Below are 10,912 nucleotides of genomic sequence, written 5' to 3'. Positions count from 1 at the left end.
CGAGTCGGTCCACGCACAGCACCTGTTGGAGGATCCCCACGTGGTGATCCAGGGCAACCGGGTGTTGCACTTGCGCTTTCGGGTGTGCCGTTGAGGCGGGCGGCGGCCTATGCCGCGACGACGAGCAACGGCGTCGAATCGACGCCCACGGCCACGCGATCGCCCGGGGCGAGCTTGACTGCCACCGGGCTGGGCACGGCCGCCATCACGGTGTCGATGCCGTCGACGTCAAGATAGACGCGGGAGACCGGCCCTAGGAAGTTGATCGACTCGACCGTCGCGTTGGGGGTGCTCGATCGTGCGTCGAGAGTCACCGACTCGGGACGCACCATGGCCAGCCCGGCGCCCGCGTCGAGGCTGCCGGCGATCAGTGGCACGCTCGAGCCGAGCACCTCGGCCCGACCGTCGCGGACCTGGGCGGGCACCTTGTTGTTGAGGCCGACGAACTCCGCCACGAAGCGCGTCGCCGGAGAGGCGTAGAGCTCCGCCGGTGGCGCCAGCTGCTCGAGGCGGCCCTTGTTCATCACGCCGACCCGGTCGGCGATGGCGAGGGCCTCCTCCTGGTCATGGGTGACGAACACCGTCGTCGTACCGACCTCGAGCTGCACGCGGCGGATCTCGTCGCGCAGCTGTGTGCGCACCTTGGCGTCGAGAGCCGACAGCGGCTCGTCGAGCAGCAGCACCGAGGGCTCGATCGCCAGCGCCCGTGCAAGCGCCACCCGCTGCTGCTGGCCGCCGGAGAGCTGGCTGGCGTAGCGGTCGGCCTGCTCGCCGAGCCCGACCAGCTCGAGCCGGTCGCGGGCGACCCTCATCCGGGCCGCGCGGTCCTGGCCGCGCAGCTTGAGGCCGAAGGCGACGTTGTCGACCACCGTCATGTGCGGGAAGAGGCTGTAGGCCTGGAAGACCATGCCCATGTCGCGCTTGTTGGCGGGCACCCTCGTCAGGTCCTTCCCGCCGACCGACACGGTGCCGGCCGTCGGCTGGTCGAGCCCGGCGAGGATGCGCAGGGCCGTCGTTTTGCCACAGCCCGAAGGACCCAGCAGCGCCACCATCTCCCCGGGGTTGATGTGCAGCGTGAGGCCGTCGAGAGCCCGCACCGAACCGTAGACCCTGGTCAGGTCGGTGAGCTCGACGGCGAGGCTGCGGCCTGTCGTCGTGGCGGGAGGCGTGGGAGTGGTCGTCATGATTCCTGTCCAGGCGTTCGGGTGACGCGGTCGCGGTGGAGGAGCGAGAGCACCATCAGCAGCAGGGTGATCAGGATGATCGAGGCCAGCGCGCCGGCCACGGACGCCTTGGCGTCGGTCTTGGAGATCTGGACGAGCGCCACCGGCATCGTGTCGAAGTGCAGCAGTGAGGCGAACGTGAACTCGCCGAGCACGAGGGCTACCGCAATGAAGGCCGCGGAGAGGACCCCGGTCATGATGTTGGGCAGCACGATCCGAGCGATCACCGTCAACCAGCTCGCGCCCAGGGAGCGGGCGGCTTCCGCGAGGGTGAACACATCGATCGCCGACAGAGCCGAGTCGATCGACCGGTAGGCGTAAGGCAGGACGAGCACGACGTACGCGAACGTCAACGTCAGCGCCGAGTCGCCGATCAGGTAGTCGACCCAGGCGTAGACGCCCGATATGCCGACGACGATGACCAAGGCCGGAATCGTCAGCGGCAGTAGGCAGAGGAACTCGACGAGCCGGGAGACCCGGGGCACCCGCAGCCGGACCCAGATCATGGTCGGCACGAGCAGCACCACCATGAGGGCGACGGTGAGCACCGCGAGCAGCAACGAGGCGATGATCGCCTCGCGGAGGTCTTCGTTCTCGACCAGCGTGCGCCAGGCGTCGAACGTCCGACCCTCGTCGCCTCTCGCCCGGGTGCTGAAGTCGAGCATCGACAGCAGTGGGACCATGAAGTACGCCGCGAACAGGGTCAGGCCGACGCCGCGCGCGATCCGGAAACCCCGCGTCGAGGTCATCGCATCCACCTCGCCGTCCGTCGCAGCAGCAGCGCGTAGGCCCCCATCACGATCGCGACGACCACGACCATCTGGAGCGCGAGCGCGAACCCGAGGTTCCGCTGGCCGAGCAGGATCTCGCTGGTGAGAGCGGAGCGGATGAACAGCGGGCTGATCGGGTTGCCCTGGCTGACCAGCACTGCCGCCGTCGCATAGGCCGCGAATGCGTTGGCGAAGAGCAGGAGCATCGACCCGAGGAACGCCGGTGTCAGCAACGGGAAGCCCACCATCCGCCAGTACTGTGCGGTCGTCGCTCCGAGATTGGTCGCCGCCTCCCGCCACTGCGGGCGCAGCCCCTCGAGCGCGGGAGTGAAGACGATGACCATGAGCGGGATCTGGAAGTAGCAGTAGACGACGATCAGCCCCGGAAGCCCGAACAGCCAGCCGGATCCCCAGATGTCGATGCCCGGCCAGGACCGGAGAGCCTCGGTGAGGACGCCGGAGAAGCCCAGCAAGGAGATGAACGCGAAGGCCAGTGTCACCCCGCCGAACTGCGCGAGCACGCCGCACACCGAGACGGCCGTCCGACGGATCACGCTCCGCGGGCCCAGCGAGACGACGAGGTAGGACAACAATCCACCGAGCACCGCGCCGATGATGGCCGTGCTGCCCGAGAGGATGATGCTGTTCCAGAGCGCGTTGACGGCCGCGTCGGACGTCAACGCCCGGACGTTGCCGAGCGTGAAGCCGCCTTCGCCGTCCTGGACGGCGCTGACGACCACGGTGACCGTGGGCACGATCAGGAAGATCAGCAGGAACCCGAAGAAGGGCAGCAGCGGGACGTACGACCCGACGGCGATCTTCAGTCCTGCGCCGGGGGCGGGCGGGGTGCCCGCCACCGGCGCAGGGGTCGTTACCTCGGTGACGGCCACGTTCAGCTGATGACCTGCGACCAGTTCTCGGCGAGGTACGTCGCGGCCTTCTCGGTCTGCTCGTTGGTCGGGATCACCGGCTCACCGCCGACCTCGGGCAGCGCGTCCCACAGCGCCTGGTCGATGGTGCCGGCCTCGGCCATCGCATCACCGCGCACCGGCCGGGCGCCCCCCTTCAACCAGAGGTTCTGGCCCTCGTCGCTGTACAAGAACTCCTGCCACAGGCGGGCCGCGGCCGGGTGCGGCGCGTCGGCGTTGATCGCCTGGAAGTAGTAGCCCGCCACGACGGCCTCCTCGGGCACCACGGTCTTCCACGTCGAGACGTTCTTCGCGGCGGCGGCACCGAGGTAGTCCCAGTCGATGACAACGGGTGTCTGACCGGACTCGATGGTCGCGGAGTCAGGGTCGACCGGCAGGAAGTTGCCGGCCTTCTTCAGGTCGCCGAAGAAGTCGACGCCTGGGGCGATGTCGTCGGCGGAGCCACCGTTGGCGATCGCGGCCATCATCACGCCACTGAACGCCGCGCCGGCCTGCGTCGGGTCGCCGTTGAGGGCCACCGAGCCCTTGTAGGCCGGGTCGAGCAGGTCGGAGACCGAGGTCACGTCGGGGACCTTGGCGGAGTCGTAGCCGATGGACATGTAGCCGCCGTAGTCGTTGGCCCAGGCGCCGTTCGGGTCCTTGTACTGGTCCGGGATCTCGTCGAACGTCGCCACCTTGTACGGCGCGAACATGTCGGTGTTGGCGAGCGCGACGGACTGGCCGAGGTCGAACACGTCGGGTGCCCGGTCGGTGCCGGCGAGGTCGTTGGCCGCGTTGATCTCGTCCTGGCTGGCGGCCGTCGGCTGATCCTCGTTGACCTCGATGTCGTACTTCTCCGAGAAGGTGTCGATGAGCTCCCCGTAGTTGGCCCAGTCGCGCGGCAGCGCGATGACGTTGAGCTCGCCTTCCTCCTCGGCTGCCTGGACGAGGCCCTCCATGCCGCCGAAGTCCTCGACGGACGTGGCCTCGGCCGCGGACACACCACTCTCGGTCGTGGACTCCTCACCGTCGTCCGACGGCGGGGCACAGGCCGCGAGAAGAACCAGGGACACCGCGGCGACGGAGACCGCGAGACGGTGGGATCGGAGCATGAGTGACACCTCTCAGGACGTGACATGCGCTGTGCACGGGCGGACCGGGAGTCCCGAGTCCCCTGTTCGGAAGGTAGCCCATCCGACCCCCTGCCGGGGATGGTCAGGTGGTCACGAATTGAGCATGACGCGCGAGCAGGGGCAGGGCCTGCCGGCCCCAAGTCCTCGCCGCGCCGTGCGGCGTGCCACCCGTGCAGATCCGGGGCTGCGATGGGCGCGACGAACCCTCCGCTCGTCGAGGTGTCCGAGTCGCGCGTCCCCAGCCCTTGCGTCCGAACTTGATCTGGGTTGACGCAGCAGCTGGACGCGCGGCGATGCGCGGTGGGGACACGCGTGTCTGAGGGAGTTCCTTGGGCAGGCGGTCGGGAGGCAGGGAATCCGAGGGCGGACCGGCCGGCATCCGATGCGCACCGTGGTGCACGTGTGCGCGGCGACACGTCACCGCGTTTGGTGATACACCGGGCTCATGCGCCGCCTGCTGCTCACCGAGAACGTCACGGCCGACGGGCGGATCGAGATGCTCGACGAGTGGTTCGACCCGTCGCCTGACGGGGACATCCAGGACTGGCTGGATGGGATGGAGCGCCTGGCCGCCTCCTCCGACGCGGTGTTGCTGGGGCGGCAGACATTCGAAGACTTCCGCGGCTACTGGCCACAGCACACCGATGAGCCGGCAGGCGCGTACCTCGACAAGGTGCAGAAATACATCGTCTCCTCGACGATGACCGATCCGCAGTGGCGCAACTCCACCATCCTCTCCGGCGACCCGGTTGATGAGGTGCGACGGCTCAAGGAGTCCGACGGCGGCGACATCACGCTGACCGGGAGCATCACCTTGGCGCACGCCGTGCTCGCGGCCGGGCTCGTCGACGAGATCCGGTTGCTCGTCTATCCCGCCGTCCAGGGCCGCGGCCAGGGCCTGGTCGCCGAGGGCACGGCATTTCCTCATCTCGAACTGCTCGAGGCACGGGCGTTCCGTTCCGGCGTGACGCTGCTCCGATATGCCGTCACCGACGTCTGAACTGCCCGGAGACCCCCGATCGGTTCCGGGTGCGCACCCGCCTAGGACGCTGACGAACCTGTCGCAGGCAGCGAAGCTCGACCGTGTCGCCGATTCGCGCGCGCCACGGCCGGCGTCACTCCGCCGCGTTCAGGGGCGCGACGGACGTACGCATCGCCGAATGGGCGGACAGATCCGACCCCGGCCAGCTCGATGAACGACCTCACCCAGCCGGCGGCACCTGGAAGGCCCGGACCTCGATCCGGCCGCCGAGGGCCTTCGACGCGCGGGCGGCCCAGCCAAGGGCGGTCTCCTCGTCGGCGACGTCGATCACCCAGAATCCTCCGAGGTACTCGGGGGCCTCGACGAAGGGGCCGTTGACGGTGCTCAGCGCCTCGCCTGTGTTGTCTACGGTGATCGCGCTCGAGGGCGGCATCAGTCCGCCCGCGAAGACGAAGGCGCCGGTCGACGTCAGCTCCTCGATGATCGCACCGGTGGCAGCCATGGCCGCCTCGAGGTCGGCCGGATCCATGGTCTCCATGGTCGGCTCCTCCTCGGAGTCGTGCGGAACAGACAGTAGGTATTGAGTCATGCCTCGTTCGACCGTCCTGGACGCGGAAACTCATCGCAACTTCCGGTCTCGCTTCCGCGAACCTCCCCAGTCCGGTGTCGCGTCTTTCGCCGCGATCAGGCGCCCGCCGAACGTACGGATCTTGCCGATGAGCGATTTCCCGGTCTCCGCTTACGTGGTGGTGTGGCTCTCTGGTGTGGCTCTCTCAGCCGATCGGCGAGTTCATCGCATCGAGGTCACGCTGAGCGAATCGCAGGTGTTCCCAGCTCTCTTGGAGAATCACGTGCAGGCAGCTGCGAACGGTCTCGGCTTCTGCGGGGTTGTGCGGGTTGCGGCGCTCCTCGTCGAGCACCTTGTCGGTAACGGTGGCGAGGAAGTCGCGCACCATCGCGGCTCGGTCCGCCCGTGCGGCCAGGACGTCGTCGTAAGACACGGCGACGGAGGCTTTGGTGCCGTGCCCGACGCCGAGGGGATGGAAGTCAGCCTCCTCGAGCCCCAGCACAGCCTTGCCCAACCAGATGTCGGTCGCGTGCACGAGGTGACGCAGTGTCTCCGCGAACGACCACTCATCATCCATCCTGAGGTCGACGGACCCGGCGGGCAGTGTCGCCGCCCTCGCGATTGCCGCGTCCCAAGCCCGGTCCACTTTGGTCCACGCCTCTCGCAGACCAGCCGGGCCCTCCGCCCGTCGCTCGCTGCGTCCAGGAAAGCGGCTCTCCAGCTCCTGTTCGACGAACGACGTCACGTCGACCCCGTTCACCCGCAGGCCCGGACCGTCGCTCAACCAGGGGGCGTCGATGTCCATCCCAGCGATGTCGACGCCGCGCATGACCACGTCCGACAAGTCGCACTCGACGAACCGCGCACCACGAAGGTCCCGCTCGAGAAACTGCTCGCGCTCGGCCACGCGATCACTATATGGAGCCCGCTCCGACGTGCCGACGCCGACGGCGCCGGGCAGCCAGTTCGCGGACCTGCCACGACCTGTCCCGTTCAGCAAGTGTCATTCCGCCGCTTGCGCGAGCCCCGACCCTGCTTGGTGGGTGGGTCAGCGTTCGAGGGCGCGGAGCTCGAGGCCTGCCGCGGCGCGGAGCGCGTTCAGCCTGGTCAGGTACGGGTCGGTGTCGACCCTCCGGTGCAGCGACCGCATCTGGTGGGGGTCGTCGTCGAGGTCGTAGAGCTCGCGGCCACCTCGCTCGTACTGGCGGATGAAGACCATCTGTCCCTCGCGGAGGAGTGCCCAGCCGAGGTTCGGGTTCTCACAGAGCAGCCGTCGTCGCCAGCCCGACCAGTCGCCGCTGCGCAGGTGGGTCAGCATCGACCGCCCGTCGAGCGCCCGGCCCTCGTCGGGGTCCAGGCCGGCGACCTCGAGCGTGGTCGGCATGAGGTCGACCTGGCTCACCAGGGCGTTGACCCGTCCGGGCTCGAAGCCCGGGCCGCGGATGACGAACGGGACGCCGGCGGACTCCTCGTAGGGGTGCTCCTTGCGGAACAACCGGTGCTCGCCGAGCATGTACCCGTTGTCGGAGACCAGCATGATCACGGTGTTGTCGAGCTGGTCGGTGGCGCGCAGGGCACGCACCAGCTCGCGGATCTGGTCGTCGAGGTCGCGCAGCTCCTCGAGCTTTCCCTCCCAGTGGCGCCGCATCCGGTCCCGGTCCTGCCGCTGGAGTGAGCGCATCCACTCCGGCTTGTCGCCCAGGTTGTCCTCGTTGAGCGCCGGTGGGTTCCACGACACGTCGTCGAAGTCGTGCCGGTGTCGGCGCGACGGGGTGTATGGGCTGTGCGGGCTGGTCGGTGCGAACACCATGAACCACGGCCGCTGGGTCTGGGTCCGCACGAACTCCGCGGCCCGCTCGGCGGCGTACGCGTCGGACGCCTGTCGGTCGTCGGCGACGTCGATCACGCGCCCGTCGACGTTGTACGGCTTGAGCTTGCCGGAGATCCGCACCACCCAGCGGTCCCACCCGGGTGCGACGTACTCCGGCATCTGGCGGTGCGCGTTCATGTACTTGCCGTAGTAGCCCAGCCGGTAACCCGCAGCCTTCATCCGCGTGGCCACGGTGTCCTGGTCGAGCCCGCGGTCGAGGAACTTCGGCAACGTGTTGTTGGTGAAGCAGTGATGGTTGTGCGGATACATCGAGGTCAACATCGAGGCTCGCGCCGGGCCGCACCACGGCACCGCGGCGTACCCGCTGCGGAACCGCGCGCCAGGCTCGACCAGCAGCCGCCAGGTGTGCGGCATCGTCCTCAAGGAGCGTCGGGGCTGGTCGTCGGTGATGATCCACAGCACGTTAGGGCGTGAGTCCACGTCGGCGAGCCTAGGCGGTGGTCCGGACGGGGACACGGCCAGCCGTCCATCGAGCGCTGCCACGTCCTGCAGATCGTTGACGAGTCTGATGCCGAGGCACGCGACTCCGTTCGCGGCCGAGGCGCATCACGTCAGGCACCGTCGGCCGCTCACTGCTCCTGCGCCCTAGGCCGAATGTTCTTGTTGTGGTGGAGGACATTGTCGGGGTCGTACTTGGCTTTCACTTCGGCGAGCCGCCGGTAGGTGTCGTCGCCGTACGCCTCGCGGACGCGGTCCTCGCCGTCGTCGGCGTCGAGGAAGTTCACGTACACGCCGGCACGATGTGGTTCGAGGGCGTCGTAGAAGTCTCTTGCCCACGAGGTCTCCTTCGCTCGGACGGTGTCGTCCTGCTCCGGCAGCCACACGGCGTCGATGCTCATGTTGTGGCCAACGCCGCGGGCCGGGTAGGCCGTCGCCCCCCGAGGGAGGCGGGCAACAGCTCCACCCATCTGGAACATCGCCGCGTACGACCTAGGTGAGGTTGCCCGGTACGCATGATCGGCGACGACGTCGATGACGGCATCGGAAAGGCCCGCGAGGCTCGTGCCCTTCCAGTAGTAGTGCCAGCCGTGCGGAACCGTGTCATCGATGCCGCTCTGGTGGTCGACGTACGACGTGGGTCCGACCAGATCCACGAGCGGCGCTCCGAACTCGCGGAGCGCACGGACGGCGCGCTGCCCTTCCGCGACCGGTCCGGCATAGCAGCTCGCAACGGCGATGGCCGGCCGGAAGTGCAGGTCGTCGTCGACCACCGGCCACGGTGGGATCGTGCCGAGCCGAACGACCGTCGTGAGCTCGTCGGGTGCGTTGCTGATGAAGTCTCGGTAGAAGCGCAGGACGTCGCGCGTGCTCTCGGCGGCCCAGAAGGCCGGTCCGGCCACGACGATGGGGCCGACCGGGTGCAGTGTGAACCGGAACAAGCTGACGACGCCGAAGTTCCCGCCTCCGCCTCGCAGCGCCCAGAACAGGTCGGGGTGGGCATCGGCCGATGTCCGGACGACACCGCCCTCCGCCGTGACCAACTCGACCTCCACGAGGTTGTCGACGGTGAGTCCGTGCTTCCGCATCAGCCAGCCGATGCCGCCGCCCAGGGTCACGCCCCCGACGCCGGTGTGGCTGACGATGCCGCCCGTGGTGGCCAGGCCGTGCGCTTGTGTCGCGTGGTCGACGTCCGCCCACAGCGCACCGCCCTGGACGAGAGCCACGCGCCGGACGGGGTCGACGGAGACGTCGCGCATCGCGGAGAGGTCGATCACGAGTCCGGCGTCGCAGACCGCGGTGCCGGCCACGTTGTGGCCACCGCCGCGTACGGCGATCTCGAGGTCGTGCTCGCGGGCGAAGCGCACCGCGGCGGCGACGTCGGCGGTGCTCCGGCAGCGAGCGATCACCGCGGGTCGCCTGTCGACTGCGCCGTTCCACGCCGTCCGTGCGTCGTCGTACTCACGATGCTGCGGGGTGATCACCTCGCCGCCGAATCGTGGGATCCGGATCATGGTCTGCGCTGTCATCGTTCCTCCTCGGTGCCTGGGCTCATCGCAACATCGGGGTGTGCCCCCGAGAAGTCAGGTATCTGGACCTCGAGGTAAGCAATCTGGACTTCACCTCGGCCGGGAGTCGCGGGACACTTCGCTCATGAGGACGTACGGCCAGTACTGTCCGATCGCCCGTGGCGCGGAGATCTTCGCCGAGCGCTGGACGCCCTTGATCATCCGCAACCTGCACCTGGGCTGCGACACGTTCGGGGAGATCCTCCAGGGTGCACCCGGGCTCTCCCACACCCTGCTCGCGCAGCGGCTGAGGCAGCTCGAACGTCTCGGCATCGTCGAGGTGACGCCGAAGGCGCAGGGACGCGGTCACCGCTACCTGCTCACGACGTCGGGCGAGGACCTGTTCGAGGTCTGCAGGACCCTGGGGGAGTGGGGAGCCCGGTGGCTCGAGATCGCCCCCGAGAACCTCGATCCCTACGTCGCGTTGTGGTCCATGTGCAACGCGCTCCGACCGGAGCGGCTGCCCAAGAGTCGGGTGGTCGTCCGGCTGGACTTCACCGGCTTCCGGCCACACGAGCGGTACTGGCTGCTGCTCGAGCACGGTGAGGCCGAGATCTGCAAGACCTACCCGGGCGTCGACGAGGACCTCTTCATCACGGCCGACGCCGAGGCCTTCGTCAAGTGGCACGCGGGGCAGCTCTCGTGGGCGGAAGCCACCCGCGGCTCACGCATCCAGCTCCATGGTCCGTCCTGGCTGGTGAGCGCCTTCCCGACCTGGAACGGCCGCAGCAAGTTCGCTCACATCAAGCCCGCAGACGCCGCTGGCATTTCGCGCTGACGCTCCGAGCCCCTACCCGCTGCGTCACTTCGCCGCTTCGACGCGGACCGGCAGACGGGCCGTTGAGCCGGCAGCACCGCCACAACGACTACCGTCGGGAAGGTGCGCGCCATCACCTATCACCAGACCGGAGAACCCGATGTCCTGACGCTCGTCGACCGACATCGGGCCGATCCGGGACCCGGCGAGGTGCGGGTGCGGGTCCACCGGTCCGGGGTCAATCCCACCGATTGGAAGTCCCGCCGCGGCGCCAAACCGGGAACCCCGGTCGAGCCGCCCCAGGTGCCCGACCAGGACGGCTCCGGCGTCGTCGATGCAGTCGGCCCCGGCGTCGAGAGTGCCTTGCTGGGGTTGCGGGTCTGGGTTTGGGAGGCGGCGTACCAGCGCCCCGAAGGTACGGCGCAGGAGTACGCATTGGTGCCGGCGCACCAGGTCGTGCACCTGCCGGACGTGGGGTCATTCGACCTCGGTGCGTCCCTTGGTGTTCCGTTCCTCACCGCCCACCGGGCGTTGACCGTGACCGAAGGCGGCCCGGTCCGGCTCGGCCCTGGCACGTTGCATGGCCGCAGTGTCCTGGTCGCCGGCGGGGCCGGGGCGGTGGGCAATGCGGCGATCCAGCTGGCTCGCTGGTCCGACGCGACGGTGATCACGAC

At 68.8% G+C, this 10,912-nt stretch carries 11 protein-coding genes and 1 pseudogene; 4 read left to right on the top strand and 8 right to left on the bottom strand.

The annotated features are described in order from the left end of the window. Window positions 1-94 (top strand): annotated as a pseudogene (locus VFH10_RS15590) (dihydrofolate reductase); the annotation flags it as partial. Window positions 95-107: 13 nt separating this feature from the next. On the opposite strand, the gene VFH10_RS15585 reads toward VFH10_RS15590, so the two are convergent. Genes VFH10_RS15585 through VFH10_RS15570 form a run of 4 tightly spaced genes read right to left on the bottom strand, consistent with a single transcriptional unit; the run spans window position 108 to window position 4,013 of the window. Then, window positions 108-1,184 (bottom strand): ABC transporter ATP-binding protein, encoded by a 1,077-nt coding sequence (locus VFH10_RS15585; protein WP_325130161.1) that lies wholly within the window; start codon window positions 1,182-1,184, stop codon window positions 108-110. Continuing rightward, window positions 1,181-1,972 carry an ABC transporter permease gene (locus VFH10_RS15580; protein ID WP_325130159.1) on the bottom strand — a complete coding sequence of 264 codons (792 nt, stop codon included), beginning with the start codon at window positions 1,970-1,972 and terminating at the stop codon, window positions 1,181-1,183. Before VFH10_RS15580 ends, VFH10_RS15585 begins: the two co-directional genes overlap by 4 nt. Beyond that, window positions 1,969-2,850, bottom strand: coding sequence for a hypothetical protein (locus VFH10_RS15575; protein WP_325130158.1), 882 nt, complete (start codon window positions 2,848-2,850; stop codon window positions 1,969-1,971). Before VFH10_RS15575 ends, VFH10_RS15580 begins: the two co-directional genes overlap by 4 nt. Before the next feature lie 35 nt (window positions 2,851-2,885). After that, window positions 2,886-4,013 (bottom strand): ABC transporter substrate-binding protein, encoded by a 1,128-nt coding sequence (locus tag VFH10_RS15570; protein ID WP_325130156.1) that lies wholly within the window; start codon window positions 4,011-4,013, stop codon window positions 2,886-2,888. Between the two features lie 466 nt (window positions 4,014-4,479). Here VFH10_RS15570 and VFH10_RS15565 point away from each other — a divergent pair, with 466 nt between their 5' ends. Then, complete coding sequence (locus VFH10_RS15565) at window positions 4,480-5,034, top strand: dihydrofolate reductase family protein (protein WP_325130154.1); 555 nt, start codon at window positions 4,480-4,482, stop codon at window positions 5,032-5,034. 202 nt (window positions 5,035-5,236) lie between these two features. Here VFH10_RS15565 and VFH10_RS15560 read toward each other — a convergent pair whose 3' ends face one another. From VFH10_RS15560 to VFH10_RS15545, 4 genes are all read right to left on the bottom strand, one after another. Further along, a complete protein-coding gene (locus VFH10_RS15560; protein WP_325130152.1) occupies window positions 5,237-5,554 on the bottom strand; it encodes a YciI family protein in 318 nt (105 codons plus the stop codon). Window positions 5,555-5,789: 235 nt separating this feature from the next. Further along, a complete protein-coding gene (locus tag VFH10_RS15555) occupies window positions 5,790-6,491 on the bottom strand; it encodes a DinB family protein (protein WP_325130150.1) in 702 nt (233 codons plus the stop codon). Between the two features lie 141 nt (window positions 6,492-6,632). Then, a complete protein-coding gene (locus VFH10_RS15550; protein ID WP_325130148.1) occupies window positions 6,633-7,895 on the bottom strand; it encodes a sulfatase-like hydrolase/transferase in 1,263 nt (420 codons plus the stop codon). A gap of 149 nt (window positions 7,896-8,044) precedes the next feature. Further along, window positions 8,045-9,442, bottom strand: a complete 1,398-nt coding sequence (locus VFH10_RS15545; protein WP_325130147.1) for an FAD-binding oxidoreductase — start codon at window positions 9,440-9,442, stop codon at window positions 8,045-8,047. Window positions 9,443-9,566: 124 nt separating this feature from the next. On the opposite strand from VFH10_RS15545, the gene VFH10_RS15540 reads away from it, so the two are divergent. Continuing rightward, on the top strand, window positions 9,567-10,259 hold the full coding sequence (locus VFH10_RS15540) for a helix-turn-helix domain-containing protein (protein ID WP_325130145.1): 693 nt from the start codon (window positions 9,567-9,569) through the stop codon (window positions 10,257-10,259). 102 nt (window positions 10,260-10,361) lie between these two features. Next, window positions 10,362-10,912, top strand: a 551-nt coding sequence (locus tag VFH10_RS15535) for an alcohol dehydrogenase catalytic domain-containing protein (protein WP_325130143.1), incomplete at its 3' end; no start/stop codon positions are given.

The organism is Nocardioides sp., from assembly GCF_035697785.1.
GTDB lineage: Bacteria > Actinomycetota > Actinomycetes > Propionibacteriales > Nocardioidaceae > Nocardioides_B.
The sequence above is the reverse complement of the archived record's forward strand: the minus strand, read 5'-3'. Positions and strand labels throughout refer to the sequence as shown.

Excerpts from the sequence above, each read along its gene's own strand:
- VFH10_RS15580 (WP_325130159.1), bottom strand. The coding sequence starts at position 1,972 with ATGACCTCGACGCGGGGTTTCCGGATCGCGCGCGGCGTCGGCCTGACC.
- VFH10_RS15585 (WP_325130161.1), bottom strand. The coding sequence starts at position 1,184 with ATGACGACCACTCCCACGCCTCCCGCCACGACGACAGGCCGCAGCCTC.
- VFH10_RS15565 (WP_325130154.1), top strand. The coding sequence starts at position 4,480 with ATGCGCCGCCTGCTGCTCACCGAGAACGTCACGGCCGACGGGCGGATC.
- VFH10_RS15570 (WP_325130156.1), bottom strand. The coding sequence starts at position 4,013 with ATGCTCCGATCCCACCGTCTCGCGGTCTCCGTCGCCGCGGTGTCCCTG.
- VFH10_RS15540 (WP_325130145.1), top strand. The coding sequence starts at position 9,567 with ATGAGGACGTACGGCCAGTACTGTCCGATCGCCCGTGGCGCGGAGATC.
- VFH10_RS15560 (WP_325130152.1), bottom strand. The coding sequence starts at position 5,554 with ATGGAGACCATGGATCCGGCCGACCTCGAGGCGGCCATGGCTGCCACC.
- VFH10_RS15545 (WP_325130147.1), bottom strand. The coding sequence starts at position 9,442 with ATGACAGCGCAGACCATGATCCGGATCCCACGATTCGGCGGCGAGGTG.